Source organism: Sulfitobacter noctilucicola, assembly GCF_000622385.1.
Taxonomy (GTDB): domain Bacteria; phylum Pseudomonadota; class Alphaproteobacteria; order Rhodobacterales; family Rhodobacteraceae; genus Sulfitobacter; species Sulfitobacter noctilucicola.
Genome location: NZ_JASD01000008.1, coordinates 2,573,514 through 2,593,084 on the forward strand (window position 1 = coordinate 2,573,514; position 19,571 = coordinate 2,593,084).

The 19,571-nt window shown below is 55.7% G+C and carries 21 protein-coding genes; 4 read left to right on the plus strand and 17 right to left on the minus strand.

What is annotated here, in order from left to right; translation table 11 throughout:
- Positions 1-45: 45 nt before the first annotated feature.
- A complete protein-coding gene (locus Z946_RS0116235; protein ID WP_025056778.1) occupies positions 46-756 on the plus strand; it encodes an alpha/beta fold hydrolase in 711 nt (236 codons plus the stop codon).
- 1 nt (position 757) lies between these two features.
- Here the strand turns inward: Z946_RS0116235 and Z946_RS0116240 are convergent, their stop codons facing one another.
- Both Z946_RS0116240 and phaZ read right to left on the minus strand, forming a co-directional pair.
- Positions 758-1,333: a DUF6151 family protein gene (locus Z946_RS0116240; RefSeq protein WP_025056779.1), complete on the minus strand. Its 576-nt coding sequence runs from the start codon at positions 1,331-1,333 to the stop codon at positions 758-760.
- Between the two features lie 4 nt (positions 1,334-1,337).
- Complete coding sequence (phaZ, locus tag Z946_RS0116245) at positions 1,338-2,639, minus strand: polyhydroxyalkanoate depolymerase (protein WP_025056780.1); 1,302 nt, start codon at positions 2,637-2,639, stop codon at positions 1,338-1,340.
- A 102-nt stretch (positions 2,640-2,741) separates the two neighbouring features.
- On the opposite strand from phaZ, the gene Z946_RS0116250 reads away from it, so the two are divergent.
- The 3 genes from Z946_RS0116250 (at position 2,742) to phaR (ending at position 5,910) form a co-directional block, all read left to right on the plus strand.
- Complete coding sequence (locus Z946_RS0116250) at positions 2,742-4,547, plus strand: PHA/PHB synthase family protein (protein WP_025056781.1); 1,806 nt, start codon at positions 2,742-2,744, stop codon at positions 4,545-4,547.
- Between the two features lie 159 nt (positions 4,548-4,706).
- A complete protein-coding gene (locus Z946_RS0116255; protein ID WP_025056782.1) occupies positions 4,707-5,150 on the plus strand; it encodes a phasin family protein in 444 nt (147 codons plus the stop codon).
- A 208-nt stretch (positions 5,151-5,358) separates the two neighbouring features.
- Positions 5,359-5,910, plus strand: a complete 552-nt coding sequence (phaR, locus tag Z946_RS0116260) for a polyhydroxyalkanoate synthesis repressor PhaR (protein WP_025056783.1) — start codon at positions 5,359-5,361, stop codon at positions 5,908-5,910.
- A gap of 3 nt (positions 5,911-5,913) precedes the next feature.
- Here the strand turns inward: phaR and Z946_RS0116265 are convergent, their stop codons facing one another.
- From Z946_RS0116265 to Z946_RS0116335, 15 genes are all read right to left on the minus strand, one after another.
- Positions 5,914-7,218 (minus strand): NAD(P)/FAD-dependent oxidoreductase, encoded by a 1,305-nt coding sequence (locus Z946_RS0116265; protein ID WP_025056784.1) that lies wholly within the window; start codon positions 7,216-7,218, stop codon positions 5,914-5,916.
- Between the two features lie 46 nt (positions 7,219-7,264).
- Positions 7,265-8,623 carry a glutamine synthetase family protein gene (locus tag Z946_RS0116270; protein WP_025056785.1) on the minus strand — a complete coding sequence of 453 codons (1,359 nt, stop codon included), beginning with the start codon at positions 8,621-8,623 and terminating at the stop codon, positions 7,265-7,267.
- Entirely contained in the window at positions 8,623-9,300 is a 678-nt protein-coding gene (locus Z946_RS0116275) for a type 1 glutamine amidotransferase (RefSeq protein ID WP_025056786.1), read from the minus strand. Before Z946_RS0116275 ends, Z946_RS0116270 begins: the two co-directional genes overlap by 1 nt.
- 9 nt (positions 9,301-9,309) lie before the next feature.
- Positions 9,310-10,644: a glutamine synthetase family protein gene (locus Z946_RS0116280; RefSeq protein WP_025056787.1), complete on the minus strand. Its 1,335-nt coding sequence runs from the start codon at positions 10,642-10,644 to the stop codon at positions 9,310-9,312.
- A 104-nt stretch (positions 10,645-10,748) separates the two neighbouring features.
- A complete protein-coding gene (locus tag Z946_RS0116285; protein WP_025056788.1) occupies positions 10,749-11,555 on the minus strand; it encodes an ABC transporter permease in 807 nt (268 codons plus the stop codon).
- Complete coding sequence (locus Z946_RS0116290) at positions 11,552-12,433, minus strand: ABC transporter permease (protein WP_025056789.1); 882 nt, start codon at positions 12,431-12,433, stop codon at positions 11,552-11,554. Before Z946_RS0116290 ends, Z946_RS0116285 begins: the two co-directional genes overlap by 4 nt.
- 77 nt (positions 12,434-12,510) lie before the next feature.
- Positions 12,511-13,248 carry a transporter substrate-binding domain-containing protein gene (locus tag Z946_RS0116295; protein ID WP_025056790.1) on the minus strand — a complete coding sequence of 246 codons (738 nt, stop codon included), beginning with the start codon at positions 13,246-13,248 and terminating at the stop codon, positions 12,511-12,513.
- Positions 13,249-13,278: 30 nt separating this feature from the next.
- Positions 13,279-14,055 (minus strand): ABC transporter ATP-binding protein, encoded by a 777-nt coding sequence (locus Z946_RS0116300; protein WP_025056791.1) that lies wholly within the window; start codon positions 14,053-14,055, stop codon positions 13,279-13,281.
- A 112-nt stretch (positions 14,056-14,167) separates the two neighbouring features.
- The gene (locus Z946_RS0116305; RefSeq protein ID WP_025056792.1) at positions 14,168-14,608 is read right to left on the minus strand and encodes a tellurite resistance TerB family protein; all 441 of its coding nucleotides are present in this window, start codon (positions 14,606-14,608) and stop codon (positions 14,168-14,170) included.
- Between the two features lie 36 nt (positions 14,609-14,644).
- The gene (locus tag Z946_RS0116310; RefSeq protein ID WP_025056793.1) at positions 14,645-15,082 is read right to left on the minus strand and encodes a tellurite resistance TerB family protein; all 438 of its coding nucleotides are present in this window, start codon (positions 15,080-15,082) and stop codon (positions 14,645-14,647) included.
- An 11-nt stretch (positions 15,083-15,093) separates the two neighbouring features.
- Positions 15,094-15,744, minus strand: coding sequence for a hypothetical protein (locus tag Z946_RS0116315; RefSeq protein ID WP_025056794.1), 651 nt, complete (start codon positions 15,742-15,744; stop codon positions 15,094-15,096).
- A gap of 21 nt (positions 15,745-15,765) precedes the next feature.
- Positions 15,766-16,059: a DUF1330 domain-containing protein gene (locus tag Z946_RS0116320; RefSeq protein WP_025056795.1), complete on the minus strand. Its 294-nt coding sequence runs from the start codon at positions 16,057-16,059 to the stop codon at positions 15,766-15,768.
- 14 nt (positions 16,060-16,073) lie between these two features.
- Positions 16,074-16,850 (minus strand): 23S rRNA (adenine(2030)-N(6))-methyltransferase RlmJ, encoded by a 777-nt coding sequence (gene rlmJ / locus Z946_RS0116325; RefSeq protein WP_025056796.1) that lies wholly within the window; start codon positions 16,848-16,850, stop codon positions 16,074-16,076.
- Positions 16,851-16,904: 54 nt separating this feature from the next.
- A complete protein-coding gene (locus tag Z946_RS0116330; RefSeq protein ID WP_025056797.1) occupies positions 16,905-17,774 on the minus strand; it encodes a hypothetical protein in 870 nt (289 codons plus the stop codon).
- 127 nt (positions 17,775-17,901) lie between these two features.
- Complete coding sequence (locus Z946_RS0116335) at positions 17,902-19,548, minus strand: CTP synthase (RefSeq protein WP_025056798.1); 1,647 nt, start codon at positions 19,546-19,548, stop codon at positions 17,902-17,904.
- Positions 19,549-19,571 lie beyond the last annotated feature (23 nt).

Genomic DNA, 19,571 nt, shown 5'->3' on the forward strand with positions numbered 1-19,571 from the left:
TGTGGGGAGGTCATTTAACATGCAAATTCAAAGCGGTTTCTTTTAATGGCTGAACCATTGGTCCTGCTGCCTGGTATGATGTGTGACGCGCGTGTTTTCGGCCCGCAGATAGCAGAACTTTCGGCAGATACGGCTGTGATGGTAGCCCCTGTGACGCAGGGCGAACGCATCGAGGAAATAGCATCTAGTTTGCTGGATATGCTACCTGCACGCTTTGCGCTGGCTGGGTTGTCTATGGGCGGCATCGTTGCAATGGAGCTTTTGCGCCGTGCGCCCGACCGGATCACGCGGATTGCGCTGTTGGATACCAACCCGCTGGCTGAAACGCCCGTTATTGCCGCTGATCGCGAGCCACGCATCGTCAAGGTGCGCTCGGGGCGTTTGCTTGAAGTTATGCAGGATGAAATGCGTCCCGAATATCTGGCACCGGGGCCGCACCGTCCTGACGTGCTGGAATTGGTGTTGGATATGGCCGAAGTGCTGGGACCGGAGGTATACATCCGCCAGTCACGCGCGCTGCAGCGGCGGCGCGATCAGCAGGCCGTACTACGTAAGTGCCGCACGCCTGCGCTGATCCTGTGCGGCGAGCATGACCAGTTGTGCCCGGTGAAACGCCATACGTTCATGGCCGAACTCATCCCCTACGCCGAACTTGTTGTTTTGGAGCACGCAGGCCATCTGCCGACGCTGGAACAGCCAGCCGAGACGACTGCTGCTTTGCGCAACTGGATGCGCCAGCCACTGGTTTTGCAATAGATCAAACGGTGTCGAGCAGGGCGCGTTTTTCTGCGACAGAAATCAGCGTGACGGGAACGATCGGCTGTTCCGTTTCTACATTGTAAAGCGGCGTCTTGCGCCACCTCCCACTCAGCCGGGCTCGCACCGCGTTGAAGACGTATTTCGCCAACCTTGCCTTGCCTTCGATCCGCGTCTTACCGTTTCCCGTCGGCACGAAGGCCCGTGATCTGACGGGGCCGAGGGCCGCATGATCTGACAGTTTGTCGGTGCGTACCGACATAAATCCGGACTTTGGGTCAGGTTGAGAAGAAAATATCTGTCCGCCGCAACAAGCCGCTTGCCATCGAATGATGCCCTCGGGACTGAAGGCATAAGGCTTCAGCTGGTCAAGTCCCTGGATGACATTGATATTTTCAGGTTGGGTAAGGAAGAAATAAACCGGTTCTCCCTTGTCCGGTGCATCACCAGCATGGAGCGCTCCGGCAAGGCATGAAGCGCAAAAGCAGCCAAGATGTAGCCCTTTTGCAGGGGCATTGTGTAACTCGCCCCGTATCTTTTGGCAGGCGCAGGAAAACTCAATCGCTGCACCTGCCATTGCTTTAGACTGCGACGTTCATGTTCGCCGCATCTTTGACGGGCTTACCACGTTTGCGGTAGCTTGGCGGTGTCGCGTTCTCATGATCGTCAATAAAATCGAGCACAAGGGGGCGGATATTCTTGCGCCAGCTGTTACCGGCAAAGATGCCATAGTGGCCTGCACCGTCTTCCAGATGACTTGCCTTTTTCGATGCGTCCAGACCGGTACACAGCGCAAGCGCTGCGATGCACTGACCGGGTGCGGAAATGTCATCCTTGGTGCCTTCAACAGTCATCACGGCAACGTCCGTGATCTTGCCGATATCCACCTTCTTACCTTTGACGGTGAAGCTGTTGGACGCAATCTCGCCCGCTTTAAAGATACGGTCTACCGTCGAGAGGTAGAATTCAGCCGGCATATCCATCACAGCAAGATATTCATCATAGAACTTGTTGTGCTTGTCATGCTCGTGCGCTTCGCCGTTTGCAACACGGTTGATCTGGTCCTGAAACGCGGTCATGTGGGTTTCCGCGTTCATTGAGATAAACGATGACAGCTGCAAGAGGCCGGGATAGACCATCCGGCCAACCCCTTCGTATTTAAAGCCGACACGCTGGATCATCATCTGCTCAAGCTGCCCCATCGTCACGGAATGACCGAAATCCGTTACTTCGGTCGGTGCGGCAGATGGATCAATTGGCCCGCCGATCAGCGTGAGCGTGCTTGGCTGTGCTGTCGGATCTTCTTCTGCCAGCAAGGCCGTCGCCGCAAGGGTAAGAGGTGCAGGCTGACACACCGCGATCACATGCAGGTCTTTCCCAAGCTCGCGCATGAAGTCAGTGATATAGAGAGTGTAGTCCTCGATATCGAACTTGCCCGCACTTACCGGAATGTCCCGCGCATTGTGCCAGTCGGTGATATAGACATCACAATCAGGCAGAAGGCTGATCACGGTCGAGCGGAGCAAGGTAGCGTAGTGGCCGGACATCGGTGCAACCAGCAGCACTTTGCGCTTGGGGGCCGAACGCCCCTGAACACGGAAGTGCAACAAGTCACCGAAAGGCCGCTCAATCACGATTTCTTCGACAACGATGCGGTCCTGGCCTTCGGAATTCACGAAGGGTGGAATATTCCAGTCCGGCTTCATTACCATGCGGCTGAAGGTCCGTTCCGTTACTTCACCCCAAGCTGCCATCCAGTTCAAAGCAGGGTTTGGAAACACAGAGAAAGCGGGGTAGGATGCCATTGCAAGCGCCGACGCGCCAAGCCATTGGTTGGTATTCCGTACCGTTTCCATGAGGTCGTAGGTCGCCATATAACGCATGTGGGGTCTCCTTTTTGGGCCCTGGTCGGGCATCTACGTCGCTCCTGCCCCTGAAAGGACGACATTATGCTGCACCTGCGAAGATAGGAGTAAAAGATTAAGATGACAACTAAAACCACGGAACATGACGCTGCGAGTGAGGCGTCCATGGCGCGGATGGCTGAAAATCTTAAGAAAGTAGAGGAGTTGACCGAGCGTTTGGCCAAGGTCATGTCCCACCGACAAACCCACCAGCAATCACTGGATGGCCCGAATCAAGAATTGTTCGCCAAGGCAGGGCAGGCGTACTTTGCAGAGGCACTGACCAATCCGGCCAAGCTGATGGAGCATCAGATGGGCTATTGGACCAAGACCGTTACCCATTTTGTCGAAGCCCAGCAGGCGCTGGCCAAGGGCAAGCTGTCAGCCCCCGAGGACCGCACAGGAAAAGACCGCCGTTTCACCAACCCGCTGTGGGAAACGCACCCCTATTTCAATTACGTGAAACAACAGTATCTCATAAACGCAGAAGCGGTCAGTCAGGCTGTCGAAGATGTCACCGACATGGACCCCCGCGAGAAACAGCGTCTCGCATACTTCAGTCGCCAGATCATTGATATGATGAGCCCCACCAATTTTCTGGCTACCAACCCCGATGCGTTGCAGCGCGCGGTCGATACCGAAGGGGAGAGTCTGATCAAGGGGCTGGAAAACCTGATCAATGATCTGGAATCCAACGACGGCGAACTGATCGTGAAGCTTGCCGACGAAAAGGCGTTCAAGTTAGGCGAAAACATTGCGACGACACCGGGCAAGGTTGTGTTCCGCAACCGCATGTTCGAGTTGATCCAGTATGCGCCCACGACTGAGAAAGTGCACAAGACGCCTTTGCTGATCTTTCCGCCTTGGATCAACAAATTCTATATCCTTGACCTCAAGGCGCAGAACTCTTTGGTCAAATGGGTCACGGATCAGGGGTACACCTTGTTCATGGTGTCTTGGGTCAATCCTGATGCCACCTATCGCGACGTTGGCATGGGTGACTATGTCGAAGACGGCTATCTCGCCGCCATTAAAGAAGTCAAAGCGATTACAGGCGAAAAGCAGATCAACGCAGTCGGCTATTGTATCGCAGGCACGACTTTGTCGCTGACGCTTAGCCTTCTCAAGCAAAAGGGTGACAAGTCTGTCAAATCGGCCACGTTCTTTACCGCTCTGACAGACTTTTCCGATCAGGGGGAATTCCAGCCGTTCCTCACAGATGATTTTATCGACGGGATCGAGGCGGAGACGGAGGACAAGGGTATCCTGCCGTCCATCATCATGGCGCGGACGTTCTCGTTTCTGCGCTCAAATGATCTTGTTTATGGGCCTGCGGTCAAAAGCTACATGATGGGAGAGACACCTCCGGCTTTTGATCTGCTTTACTGGAACGGTGACGGTGCAAACCTTCCTGCCAAGATGGCGATGGAATATTTGCGCGGTCTTTGTCAGGGCAACCAGCTCGCTGAAGGCGGGTATGACCTTTTGGGTCATCATCTGGTGTTGGATGAAGTCGACGTGCCTATCTGCGCCATCGCTTGTGAGACGGATCACATCGCTCCGTGGAAGGACAGCTTTCGCGGCGTGCAAAAGATGGGATCAAAGGACAAGACGTTCATCATGACCCAATCGGGCCATATCGCAGGCATCGTCAACCCGCCGTCAAAGGGCAAATACGGTCACTATACCAACGATGATCTGACCCTGGACTATAAGGCCTGGCTTGAAGGGGCAGAATTTACTGAAGGGTCTTGGTGGCCACGTTGGGAGAAGTGGCTGAAGAAGCGCTCCGGATCGATGATTCCCGCGCGCCATCCGGGCGATAACGGGCATGCAGTCCTGTCTGACGCCCCTGGTGCCTATGTGGAAAAGAAGGCAAATCGCTGAAATTGTTGGCAGTTTTGGAACGAAGTTCCCCCTAGGGAAATTTTTTGCTGCAGTGCAGAATAATACTTGAAATGCCGCACTGCAGCATGTATATCCTTTGCAAGCGCAGAAAGAGGGTGACCCTCCGGACGCAGCGAAACGCCAGCAAAGGACGATAACATGACAAAGACACCTGATATGACCGCGATGTTCAAAGATGTAATGGGTTCATTCCCTGTTGATACAGCTGCGATGGAAGATGCATTCAAAACGACTGCAACACTGAACGAAAAGCTGTCCGGCGTAGCCCTGACAGCCGTTGAGAAATCCACAGAGATTTCTTCAAAGTGGACAAAAGAAACCGTTTCCAAGCTGGCAGAAATGTCAAAAGCAAAGAACGAGCCTGCTGACTACGCAAAAGCGATGACAGATTTCGCTTCTGCATCCGCTGAAACAGCTGCAGAGCACATGGCTGCTTTCGCTGAGATCGCGAAAAAAGTGCAGATGGAAACAGTTGAGCTGATGATGGCCGCTGGCAAAGACATGCAGGAAGAAGCAACAGCTGCAGTCAAGAAAGCGACAAACGACGCGACAACAGCCGCGAAAAAAGCAACAGCGAAGTAAGCCGATCCCTCGGACTATTTCACTTCACGCCGCTCTTCCCTGAAAGGCGTGACGCAAAGGCGGGCTTGCAAAAGTCCGCCTTTTTGCTGTCCGTTGGATGCAAAACCGATTGTGTAAACTGCTAGAATGCGCAGCTATCGGGATTGTCTTTCCTTTTTTGCCGCGACCGCATAAGCTGCAATGCAGCACGTATTCGGGGAGGAACCACGTGACAGAAGACTCCAAACCCCTGCTTATCAAACGCTACGCTTCGCGGCGGCTTTATAATACCGAAACAAGCGATTACGTCACGCTTGAAGACATTTCCGGTTTCATACGCGATGGGCGGGAAGTGCAGATCGTTGATTTGAAGTCGGGCGATGACCTGACGCGCCAATACCTGCTTCAGATCATTGCAGAACACGAAAGCCGTGGTGAATCGGTCTTACCCGTCAGCGTGCTGAATGATCTTGTGCGCAGCTATATGTCAGGCAACGTGTCTGTGGTGCCGCAATTCCTGCAAGCCTCATTCGACATGCTACGCGATGGTCAAAGCAAGATGGTCGAGAACATGACCTCCATGAACCCGATGGCCAAGATGCCGGGTATGGATGCGATGAAGGCCCAGCAGGATGCCTTCTTGAAAGCGATGACGGGCGGATGGACCAGCGGTGGAATTGCCAAAACGGAGCCGGAGCCCGAGGTGGAACCTTCCGAAGATCTGGATGCTATCAAAAAGCAGTTGGCGGATTTGCAGAACAAGCTGTCCAAGCTCAAGTAGCAGTCATACTCCCAACCGGTCACGTAAGGCGTACCAGCTCATTGCGAGGGTGAGCAGGGGAGTGCGCATGGCAGGACCACCCGGAAATCTCTGGCTCGGGATTGCCGCCATCGCGTCAAAGCCGTCACCATCCCCGATCAAAGCCTGCGCCATCAATTTACCTGCATGGGTTGCCGTGCCAACGCCGTGGCCCGAATAGCCGGATGCGCTCAGGATATTTGGTGCGACGCGCGCCATGTAGGGCAGGCGGCGCATGGTGATCGCCAGTGTGCCACCCCATGCATAGTCGACCTTCACATCCGCCAGCTGCGGAAAGATCACTGACATCGGCTTGCGTACCTTTGCTGCGATATCCTTCGGAAACTTGTAGCCATAGCTTTCGCCGCCACCAAACAACAATCTGCCATCATGTGACAGCCTGAAGTAGTTCACCACAAACCTGCTGTCGGCCACCGCGACATCGCGGGGCAGAACATCTTTTACGCGTTCACCCAGCGGCTCTGTAGCGACGATGAAGTTATTGATCGGCATCACACGCGCCGCGACTTTGCGATTTAGACCACCCATATAGCCGTTACAGCCAAGAATGACGTGATCGGCGGTCACATGGCCCGCGTCAGTTGCGACCTTTACACGCGTTCCTTGGTCTATGTGATGGACTGCGCTGCCTTCGTGGATCACCACACCGGCGTCCCGCGCCGCTTGCGCCAGACCCAGCGCAAAATTCAGCGGATGCAAGTGGGCTGCACCCCTGTCGAGGATCCCGCCAGTGTAGTCGGGGGAGGGGCAGACCGATTGCAACGCCGCGTGATCCAGCGTTTCAATCTGGTCGTAGCCATATCGTTTTTGCAAAAAGGCAGCGTAGTCATGCAGATTGTTCAGGTCGGATTTGTCTGACGCGGTCCATGCCACGCCGGGTTTCAAATGGCAGTCGATATCGTGCTTTGCGATCAGGTCTTTGACCAGCTGCACTGCCTCAAGACCCATGTGCCACAACTGCGTCGCATGCGTCTGGCCGACAAGCTTTTCAAGCGCGTCCTGCTCGACCCGTTGGCCGGTACCAAGCTGGCCGCCGTTGCGCCCGGACGCACCAAAACCCACGCGCTGCGCCTCGAGCAGGACAACCTTGCGGCCGGCTTGAGCCAGATGCAGCGCTGCGGACAAACCGGTGTACCCTCCACCGATGACGCAAACATCGGCAGTCTGTGCACCTCTGAGCGGCTCGAACCTTTCAAGCGGTGTCGCGGTCGCGGCGTACCAGCTTTGCGGATACTGACCGCGGCGGTCATTGGCATAAAGCAGGTTCATCCGTTTCACCTTTTTCGAGATATTTGAAATGCAGTTCTGCCGCGTCCTAAACGTTCAGCAACAGATGCTCCCGCTCCCATGGTGAGATCACCTGCAGAAACTCGTCATATTCGGCGCGCTTCACGATCCCGAAAACGCGGGCGAATTCCGGCCCCAATACGTCATGCAACTGCGTGGCCTCGTCAAACAGATCCAGCGCGGCACCCAGTACACGAGGGATGTCACCATCACCTTCATAGGCGTCACCTTTGAATTCTGTTTTCGGCTCGGACTTTTCTAGCAATCCCAGGTACCCGCAGGCCAAAGACGCCGCGATGGCCAGATAGGGGTTACAGTCCATCCCGGCGAGACGGTTCTCAACCCGCCGCGATGCCGCGCCCGACAGCGGCACACGAATGCCTGTGGTGCGGTTGTCATACCCCCATTCCAGATTGATTGGTGCGGCATGATCTTTGACGTAGCGCCGGTAGCTGTTCACGTAAGGAGCAATAACAGCAAGGGCTGCAGGCATATGGTTCTGCAAACCAGCGATGTAGTGTTTGAATTCAGCGGTTTCCTCGCCGTTCTCGCCCGAAAAGATGTTCTTTCCGGTCTTCGCATCAAGCACGGAATGGTGAATGTGCATCGCTGATCCGGGTTCATCCTCGATCGGTTTGGCCATAAAGGTGGCATAGCATTCGTGCCGCATCGCAGCCTCGCGGATCAGGCGTTTGAAATAGAACACTTCATCCGCCAGCTTGACCGGATCGCCGTGCAGCAGGTTGATCTCCAACTGACCTGCGCCGCCTTCCTGGGTGATGCCGTCAATCTCGAACCCCTGCGCTTCGGCAAAGTCGTAAATGTCGTCGATCACAGGGCCGAATTCGTCCACGGCAGTCATCGAATACGCCTGTCGCGCAGCGGCGGGTCTGCCGGAGCGGCCGATCATCGGCTTGATTTCCTGTGCGGGATCAAGATTCCGCGCGACCAGAAAAAACTCCATCTCCGGTGCCACAACCGGTTCCCATCCTTTGTCATGATAAAGCTGGACCACGCGTTTAAGCACATTGCGCGGGGAAAACTCCACAGGTTTGTCGTGACGGTCATAAGCATCATGGATAATCTGCAACGTCCAGTCGCCGGTCCATGGCGCGGCGGTCGCCGTGCTCATGTCGGGCTTCAGGATCATATCCTTTTCAGTGAACCCTTCATCGCCTGCCGCTTCGCCCCAGTCGCCTGTGATCGTCTGGTAAAAGATGCTGTCGGGCAGATGGAAGTAGTCCTGACGCGCGAACTTGCTGGCAGGCACGGCCTTGCCGCGCGCGATTCCCGGCAGATCGGAAATGATGCATTCGACCTCATCCAACCGTTTTCCTTCAAGATAGGTAACGGCGGCGGGAGGCAGGTTTTTGATAAAGTCGGCCATCAGGCTCTCTCTTTCTTGAAAAATGCGATCATCTGGTCCGCAATCTTGCGGCTGTCGAGTGGCAGTTCCAACCGCGCGCGCGCCTTGGCAATCTGATCGTCGGGCACAATACCCTTGCCGCGATACCGCAGCAGTCCTTCGATAAAATCATGGCCGTATTCCGGATGCGGCTGGATCGTCCAGAAAATATCATCGTAAAGCAGCGCTGCATGGGCGCAAAAATCGCTGGAGCCGATTGTTTTGGCTGCATCGGGCTTTGCCGTTACCTGATCCTGATGCCATGCATTGATCGTCATCTTCTGACCTTCAATATCATATTCGACATGCCCAACGGACCAGCCTTTGTCATATTTTTCTACTTTTCCACCCATGGCCTGCGCAATGATCTGGTGACCAAAACAGACGCCAATCATTGGAACTTTGGCGGCAAAGCAATCGCGGATGAAACCTTCGAGTGGCGGTATCCACGGATGCGGCTCATAGGCACCGTGACGTGACCCGGTAATCAGCCAACCGTCAGCGTCATGTACGCCTTGCGGCATCTCTCCATCGACAACTGACCACGTCTGATAGGTGAAAGTGTCATCGCCCAAAAGCCTTTTGAAATATGCGTCATAGCGCCCGTTTCCTGCCAGTTCTTCAGGCGGATGTCCGGTAATCAGAATGCCGATTTTCATAACCTGTCCTTAAACGGTTTCGAGATATATCTCGACTTGTTCTTCACGGCTCAACTCTCCCATGTCGCGGCATTCCTGACGCTTTGTCATGACAAGGTTGCGGATAAGTTCGGGGGCAAAGATGCGGGCCACATGCGGATCGCTTTCAAACATATTGATCGCGGTTTCCCAGTCGCCGGGAATTTGGGGCAGATTAGCCGCATAAGCATTGCCGGTTATTGGGGCAGGCGGCGTAGCACCATCTTCGATCCCGTTAATAGCAGCGCCAAGTACTGCAGTAAGCATCAGGTAGGGGTTCACATCGCCACCCGCCACGCGGTGTTCGATCCGTCGTGCCTTGGGATTTCCCGATGGAATTCGGATCGACGAGGTACGGTTCTCGTAGGCCCAGCACACAGAGGTCGGCGCATGGGCATCCGGCACGATCCGGTCATAGCTGTTGGCGTGGGGCGCAAAAATCAATCCACAGCCCGCCATCGCGTCCATGCAGCCGGCAACCGCGTGCCGCAGCATGTCAGTGCCTTCCGGGCCGCCGTTATCAAAGACGTTGTTGCCGTCTGCATCCAGAACCGAGAAATGCATATGCAGGCCCGACCCCGCATAGTCGGGGTAGGGTTTGGCCATAAAGCTGGCTGCGAACCCGTGTTTGCGGGCCAGACCTTTGACCAGCATCTTGAACAGCCATGCATCGTCAGCGGCACGCAGGGCATCGTCGCAATGCATCAGGTTGATTTCGAACTGGCCCAGACCTGCCTCGGAAATGGCGGTGTCGGCGGGAATGTCCATTTCCTCGCAAGCGTCATAAAGCTCGGTAAAGAAGGTGTCGAACTGGTCAAGTGCGCGCATCGACAGAATGTCGCCCGCCTGGCGGCGTTTGCCGGAACGCGGTGAGGGCGGCACCTGCAGCTTGCGGCCAGAATCATCGATCAGGAAAAACTCAAGCTCCACAGCGCAAACCGGCGTCAGCCCGCGCGCTTTGAAACGTTGCAAGACTGTGTTCAGGGCGTGACGTGGATCACCGGCAAAAGGGCGTCCATCATCGTGGTACATCCAGATCGGAAGCAGGGCAGTCGGCGCTTCGAGCCAGGGCATCGGCATAAAGCCACGCTCGGTCGCACGTAGCACCCCATCCTTGTCGCCGCTTTCCATGACCAGCGGGCTGTCTTCAATGTCCTCCCCCCAGATGTCGAGGTTGAGAACGGAGAAAGGAAACCGGGTGCCATCCTCAAGTGCCTTGTCGGCAAATCGGGTCGGAATACGCTTACCACGGGGTTGACCGTTAAGGTCAGCAGCAGCGACCCGGACAGATCGGACATTCGGGTTCTTGCGAAGCCAGTTGTTCATTGCACACCTTAGAGGCGGTGGGCCATGCGGTTGACGCGGGCCTCATGGCTCCGTCAAAGGCATCCGCCGCCCACGCGCCGGATAATTTGATCAAATCCGTGATACTACCGTATCAGATTGAGACGCAAGCGTATTTTTCTGCGCTGCTCTTGTGGCAGATGGCGGTTGAGCCGCCGGTTGATGGCACCGAAAAGCGCAATGATGACCAGCGTCAGCAGAATGAAGTAGCCTGCAAGGATGGGGTAGGGGATGAACGGATTGAACGTCTTGTCGGCAAAATAGCTCGCGTAATAAAGCGCATCACCGCGCTGTTGCTGTGCGGGGAAGCCACTGAAATAGACAAGCGTCGTGGCATGAAAAAGAAAGATCGCCTCATTCGTATAGGCAGGCCACGCGAGCCGCAGCATAGTGGGCCAAATCACACGACGAAACCGCGTCCATCCTGACAGCCCATAAGCGTCTGCGGCTTCCACGTCCCCTTTAGGCACCGATTGCAGCGCACCATAGAAGATTTCGCCAGTGTAGGCGGCAGTATTGAGAAACAGCACGATAAGCGCCCCAAGCCAGGCGGCCGAGAATGCGTCGAAGAAAGCGGCCTGCTGCTTGAGCGCCAGAAACAGGAAATAGCCGAAGAAAAACTGGATAAAGAGCGGTGAGCCTCGAAAGAGAAAGATGAACCACGCGGCAGGTCTGCGGAAGAACGGATTGGCGCTGGCTTTGCCCACACCCAAAAGGGTCGCAAGCAAAAAGCCGAAGGCCAGCGCAAAGACCCCGAAATAAATGTTCCAGATCATGCCCGAGCCGATGAGCGTGAATTGTTCGCACAGGGTGAAGTTGTCGCGTGGTAGCAGGCGTTCCCCGATGCCAATAGCGCGCAGCCCGTAATCCTGAATTGTTTGCAGACAGCTCATGCCGCCTTCCTCTGCGCTTCACCTGCGGTTGTCGCCTGTCCACGGGTCAGCCGCGCCATAAGTCGGTCCAGCACCAGTTCGGACACGCGTGTGAATGCGAGGTAGAACACCAGCAGCACGAGGAAATAATAGACCCGCCAGTCGCCGTGCGGGTAATCGGTAAAACGGGGTGTTTTGGCGCTGCCAAGATCACGTGCCCAATAGACGATATCTTCGACACCCAAGAGGAACAGCAGAGGCGTGGCCTTGATCAACACCATCCACAGGTTCGAAAGGCCGGGCAGGGCATAGACCCACATTTGCGGCACCGTTATGCGCCAGAACGTCTGACGGGGCGACATACCATATGCTTCGGCAGTCTCGACCTGCGCACGTGGAACAGCTTGCATGGCTCCGAAGAGCACATTGGCGGCGAAGGCTCCGAAAACGATAGCAAATGTCAGAACCGCAAGAGAAAAACCGTAAGCTTCGTGCACCCATTGCGGAGAATTTCCCAAGGGCAGCTTGGCGGCCTGACAGACGATAAAATCGCTGCCTTGTCGCAAGGGTTCATCCCAGTCGGGGCATTTGACCTTGTGACGCAGGTATTCCAGCCCCTGATCCAGTGCGATCACAAAGAACAGGAAAAATGCAATGTCCGGCACGCCACGCACAACCGCGATATAACCTTTGCCGAACCAGCGCAGGGGGGCAAGACGGGCACGCGCTGCCATCGCACCCCCAAAGCCAAAAGCGAGCGCCGTGGGTGCAGTGATGGCGAGCAACAAAAGCACAGTGCCGAAGGCACCGTAGAACGCCATATGCTTGCCTGTTGTCAGATAACAGCTTAGCCACACCAGCCCTTCAAGCGAGGGTGGATCAACGCAAAAATCAAACATTGCGGAGCCGTGTGGTGTGGGGACGGGTCAGGTACATGGCAGAAGGGGCAGGCCGATCCGGCCCGCCCCGTTTTATCTTATTCGAAGACCTTGGCGTCTTCACCGAACCATTTGACGATGGCCGCGTTGATTGTGCCGTCCTCTTTCATGGATGTGATCGCTGCGTTGAACTTTTCTTTCAGCTCTGTGTCGCTTTCGCGCAGACCCATGCCAACGCCGCCGCCCAATGGCACGTCGTCACCTGCAAAGACCAGCTCGCCGCCGGAGGCTTCAACAGTTGGGACCAGTGCGTCTTTGTCAGCAAAGACAGCATCCGCTTCGCCGGACATCACAGCCGCAACTGTGTCATCATAGGTGGCAAATTCCAGCAAAGTCGCACCGGATTCAGCGACGTAACCTGCCTGAATGGTGCTTGTCTGTGCTGCGATTACGCCGCCCGTCAGATCCGCATCTGCAGATTTCGCCATATAGGCGGAGGATGCCGGTGGGATGTAGTTCTGTGTGAAATCAATGACTTCTTCGCGCTCGTCTGTGATAGACATGCCCGCGATTATGGTGTCGTAGTTGCCTGAAGTCAGGTTCGGGATGATGCTGTCCCACTCGTTTGTGACCCACTCGCACGTCAGCTCGGCGCGTTTGCACATCTCGTCGCCCATTTCGCGCTCATAGCCGTCCACTTCGCCCGCATCGTTGAGGAAGTTATAGGGAGGGTAGGCACCTTCTGTACCCATGCGGATGGTTTTGCCGTGGCCGTCAGCCAGTGCGATCCCTGCTGTCAGGGCCAGCGCTGCTGTAGAAAGAATGATCTTCTTCATTTGGAATACTCCCGTTATTTTTTACTTTGATTACGCGGCGTGGGTTGCCGAAAGGAACCCGCGCAGACGTTCGGATTTGGGCGCACCGAACAGCATGTCCGGCGGCCCTTGTTCTTCGATAAGGCCCTGATGCAAAAAGATGACGTGGTCGGACACATCAGCGGCCAGTTTCATATCGTGGGTCACGATGATCATGGTGCGGCCCTCGTTCGCCAGATCCTTGATCACCTTCACAACTTCCTGCTCGAGCTCAGGATCAAGCGCGGATGTTGGTTCGTCGAACAGCAGCGCTTCTGGTTCCATGCACAGGGCACGCGCGATCGCGGCGCGTTGTTGTTGGCCACCAGAAAGCTGAGCCGGGAACACATCGCATTTGTCGCCGATGCCGACCTTGTCCAGATATTTGCGGGCGGCTGCTTCGACTTCGGCGCGTTCGCGGCGCAGTACAGTCAGGGGGGCCTCCATCACGTTTTGCAGGATCGTCATGTGGGCCCACAGATTGAACTGCTGAAATACCATCGAAAGGTTCGTGCGGATGCGCAGGACCTGACGCGGGTCGGCTGGGCGGCGGTTATGGCCGCTACCCTTCCACAATAAGGGCTCACCCTTGAACAGGATTTCGCCCTGTTGGCTGTCTTCAAGCAAATTGCAGCATCGCAGCAGTGTCGATTTTCCGGACCCCGAAGACCCGATTAACGAAATGACATGCCCGCGTGGTGCTGACAGGCTGACACCCTTGAGCACTTCAAGCGCACCATAGGCTTTGTGCAGGTCATCAATCTGGATAACGGGGGGCGTTGGGGTCACGAAGGGTACTCATCTGATTCCAGCGTTAGTAAAGCTGCAAATCGGTCCGAATTGCAATGCGTTCCCCCGGTTGCGTAAAAGCATGACCAAGGGTCAGTGCGCATTGAATGTGCTAGTCGGCCCCGGACACACGCTGCCGTGCCATTGCACTGTCAGGATCAGAGACGCCCAACAGGCTGGCGACAAGGCGCAAAAGAGCGTCTTCTTCGGCGGCACGGGTGCCGTCGCTCAGGACCACTTTCCACAAAGCTTCGATCACCGCGACCCGTTCATCGTATGCCACCGCATCCTTGATCGCGCGTGTAAAACGCACCGTGTCCGGAGCTTCGGCTTCCAACCCTTCAGCCTGCACCCGTAGGTCTGACGCATCTGATTGGCTCAGACCGTAGCGGCTGGCGGCGATTTCCTCGATCTTGCGGACTTCATCTGCGCTGTAGTCATTGTCAGAACGTGCCACGCGCACAAGCAGCGCCGTCAGCGCCAGACGTGCGTCGGTGCTATCAAGTTCTTGAGGTTCGGGAGCGGTGAGCCGCTTAAGGAAATCTGCAAACATAGTGTGGATATAGGGTCATCCAGCGCAAAGGCCAAGTCAGAGTGTGCCTGTCGCCTTGGTGCGCAGCATTTCGATATCCGTATCCGTCAGACCCAGCGCGGTTTCGATCGCAAGCAGTTGAATTTCTTCCTGTTCGTGGCGGTGGCCGTCAGCCAAAGCCACGGACCACATCGCTTCGCCCAAGGCGAGACGGTGTGCATAATCGACTTCCTCGCGCAGAATTTTTGCAAAGGTCGGCGTGTCATGTGCATCGCGTTCCAGCGCTTCGCAGGTTGCTCTCAGCTTGGCAGCCTCAATCGGTTTGAGGTCAAACGTCTGACCAAGAATACGGTCGATCTGACCGATCTCGGTTGCGCGGTAATTCTTGTCAGCAAAAGCGACACGCACCAGTAGCGCTCCAAGTGCAAGCTGTGCATTGGGTTGTGGAAGTTGTTTCGGTTCGGGTTTGCGGCGGGGAAAAAGACGTTCAAACATAAAGACAGTGCTTAACTCAAGTCAGGCGGTTTTCCAAAGCGTAATGTGTCGATGGCCAAACCTTCAGGGTCGGTGTTGGTCACGATAAAGCCGGCAATGTCGGCTGCACCGCTGCTGCGCAGAAATCCGACAGCGAATTCACCGGTGGGAGACACCGGAACCTGACCGATCAAACGACCGTCACGCCTGTGAAAGGCTACAAGGGCACGACCGGCCTCGCCCCCCCGCAAATCGAATGCAAGGGCGGACTGGTCACTGTCAAACAGGACGGCAATGGCACCTTCACCCTGACCTTCACGCTTTGGAAAACCTGCCGGACCATAGCCGTTCAGGACGGTGTTCCCGTAAAAATGCACAACAGAAAGGTTCTGACCTGCGGCTCCGGGTAGCATCGTGAGGGGGGCAGAGGCATCCCCGGTGATCTGGTCATGTGTGCCGCTCTCCATGGTTTGCTGCCCGACAAACCGTTCCCCAAAAGTGGCACCCTGCAGGGCGAGGATTTCATCAAGATTGTGACCGGGACCTGCGCTGCTGCGCAGATCGTCAAATGTAATCATTTGCGGCAGGTTCAGGCTGTCGGGATCGATCAGGCAAACGGGCGCGCCGCAGGCGAAAACGGTGCTGGGGGTAAGAAGCGCAAGAAGATATGCCAGCTGTCTCATGACAGGCTTATAGCACGTTTTTTAGCCCTCGTATCCCTCAACGATCACCAAATCACCCTCTGACACCGGCAAGCGGATTGATTTGGCGTTTTGATAGGCATCGCTCTCGTAACAAGCGATGGCATCGGCGAGGCTTGCAAATTCGATGATAACGGTCCGGGCACGCCAACCGCCTTCGCGCACAGATTGCTGTCCGCCCCTGACAATAAACTTGGCACTATAATCCGCAAACGGCTTGGCATTGGCGGCACGGTATTTGTCATAGACTTCCGCATCATGCACGTCCATCTGGCCGATCCAGTATCCTTTTGGCATCTTCTATCCCTTTGTTATAATTTCGAAAAGTGTTTGCTGAGCAATGCCGCTGCGTTGTCCAGACCATAAGGCGGATTGACCACAAAAAGCCCTGATCCCACCATTCCGTGACCGGGGCGTGCGGGGGGAAACCGGACCTCGTGCCGCAACGCATCGGGATGGTTTGCCACAAGCGCATCAAGCATGGGCAGATGCGCCTTGTTCGTCAGGATCGGATACCAAAGTGCCACAATCCCCACGTTCCAGGCCCGCGTAATTTTCGCGATGTGGCGGGGGATTGCGACATAATCTTCTTTGATCTCGTAGCTTGGATCAATCAGCATAAGGCCCCGCCGCGGTGTAGGCGGCGTCAACGCATGGGCCATTTCGAATCCGTCACGCAGATGGATTTTGGCATCATAGGGCGACATGGCGAGGCTCAGCGCACTATGTTCACGTGGGTGCAATTCGGCCAAGTGGATCGTGTCTTGCGCGCGCAGAAGTGTCGCTGCAATGAGCGGGGAACCGGGATAGCTTGATGCGCTATTCTCAGCGACAGTCTTATTCAGAACACGCGCGTAAGGGTGATCGGCGGCAAACCAGTGCCGGACCTTCTCAATACCCTGTGCAGCCTCGCCTGTTTTGAGCGCTTCGTCGTCACGCAGATCATACAAGGCGCGACCACCATGTGTCTCGATATAGCTAAGCGGTTTGTCCTTGGCCGTCAGATAGTCGAGCATCCATGCAAGCAGCGCGTGCTTGTGCACGTCAGCAAGGTTTCCGGCATGGTAAATATGTTGATACGATAGCATGGGGCAGGGTGTAGCGGATTGTTGTGACCTTGTAAGTCCCCATTCGTACCTGCCTCAAGCAGCTGCTTTCGAATCGTCCCACTTTTCGGCTTCGTCCTTGAGCCTTTCGAAGAAGCGTCCTTTTACCATCCATGAGATGCCAAAGGCCCAAAGCGCAAAAGCCTCGCACCAGAAGGTCCAGTTGCCCGCGTTCCAACCGCCGTTGCCTTTGCCCCCGAAGAAGAAATGGGCGACAAGTGCGACGATCGACGCCACCATGATTGTGCCGCAGGCATAGTAGAGCCTGTTGCGCAGAATTTTTTCGTCGGTCAGGGAGCCATCCGCATTTTTCTGGTCGTCATCGACCGAGGTGAAGACGAAAAAAGCAAACCACGCCAAGAATAGAAAAAGGATAAGCGCGCTGCCATAGTGTATCCATTCGGCTAGCGGCATCATCTGGAAATACTGGTCCACGTTCTCACGCCCGATCAACGTCAGTGCTTTTTCCGGTTCGGTCAGGGGGCCGAAATCCGCAAAGGCCCGCGCGGCGAAACCGGGCTGGTCACAGCCATGATGCGATGTGGGAAAGATAGCCACCCCGAGCGCGGCAAAGCCCGCACCCGTCGACAGCTTGCGTTCGGCACCGCCCGCGTCTTCACCTTGATAAACGAAAAGATAGGTCGCTATGAAAACGAGGCTGCCGATGAACGGACCACCCCAGAAATGGGCATAATAATAATGACTTATGGAATCGCGAAAGCAGGTTCTGAAGTAGGGATAGCTTTGGGGAACAAGATAGCTGACCAGCGAGGCGACCAATAAAACCAATGGCAACAGGATAGCAACCGACCCCACGATCTTGGCCAGCCTTCTTTGGTCCACCGTTGCATATTTGGGGTCGCGTGTGGGCGCGTATCTTTCGGCACCGTACTGAAATACTTGCATGGGGCACACCTTCTGCAGCTACGGATAAGATATCCAAACCGTAGCGAAGGCAGAAAATTCACGCAATAGTGGTATTCCTGACCCTGCTCAACATCGCGAAAGCGTTATGCCATGGGGTACGGACGCATCAGACCAGCCGCGACATTTCCTTGGCTGCGCGCACGAAATCCTTGAACAAGGGATGCGGTGCAAAGGGTTTCGATTTCAGTTCGGGGTGGAACTGTACACCGATAAACCACGGGTGGTCCGACCATTCGACAATCTCTGGCAGCTTGCCATCGGGCGACATGCCCGAAAAGCTGAGCCCCACTTTTTCAAGCTGCTGTTTATAGGCCATGTCCACCTCATAGCGGTGGCGGTGGCGTTCATCGATCGTTGTGGTGCCATAGACCTCGGCCACCCTTGATCCGGGTGTGAGAGTTGCATCGTAGGCACCCAGACGCATGGTGCCGCCCTTGTCGTCACCGACCTTGCGCTCGACCTTGTGGTTGCCTTGCACCCATTCTTTGAGGTGGTAAACGACGGGTTCAAAACGCTTTTTTCCCGCCTCGTGATCAAATTCTTCCGACCCGGCTGTTTTTACACCAGCGACATTGCGCGCGGCTTCGATCACGGCCATCTGCATGCCCAGACAGATACCCAGATAGGGAACTTTGTGCTCACGGGCATATTGCGCGGCTTTGATTTTACCTTCGGTGCCCCGTTCGCCAAATCCACCGGGCACAAGGATCGCGTGGAACCCTTCGAGGTGCGTGGCGACTTCTTCGCTGTTGTCGAAAACCTCTGCGTCGACCCATTCCACCTTAACCTTCACCCGGTTGGCCATACCGCCATGGGTCAGCGCTTCGGCAATGGATTTGTAGGCATCTTCAAGCTGTGTGTATTTGCCAACGATGGCGACGCGCACTTCGCCTTCTGGGTTGTGAACGCGGTCGAACACGTCATGCCAGACGGACAGATCGGGGCGCGGGGCAGGGGAGATGTCGAACGCATCCAGCACCGCCTGATCAAGGCCCTGCGCGTGATAGGCCAGCGGGGCCTCATAGATCGACTTGAGGTCATAGGCGGCGACGACCGCTTCTTTGCGGACATTACAGAACAGGGCGATCTTCTCGCGCTCTTTCTCGGGGATCGGGTGTTCGGAGCGGCACACAAGGATGTCAGGCGCGATACCGATGCTTTGCAATTCCTTGACGGAGTGCTGTGTCGGTTTGGTTTTTAACTCACCAGAGGCAGCAAGATAGGGGAGCAGCGTCAGATGCATGAAAATACACTGGCCGCGTGGCTTGTCATGGCTGAACTGGCGGATCGCTTCGAAGAACGGCAGGCCTTCGATGTCGCCTACAGTGCCGCCAATCTCGCAAAGCATGAAATCGACTTCGTTATCACCGACCTTAAGAAAGTCTTTGATCTCGTTGGTTACATGCGGAACAACCTGAATGGTTTTGCCGAGGTAGTCGCCACGGCGCTCTTTCTCAAGCACGGTAGAATAGATGCGACCCGATGAGACGGAATCAGTCATCCGCGCAGGCACGCCGGTGAAGCGTTCATAATGACCCAGATCCAGATCGGTTTCAGCACCGTCGTCTGTGACGAAAACTTCACCATGTTCAAACGGGCTCATCGTGCCGGGATCGACATTCAGATATGGATCAAGCTTGCGCAATCGTACCGAAAACCCGCGCGCCTGCAACAATGCGCCAAGGGCAGCTGACGCAAGACCTTTGCCAAGTGAAGAAACCACACCGCCGGTGATGAAAATATAACGCGCCATGTGCGGCTTCCCCCGTGAACGTC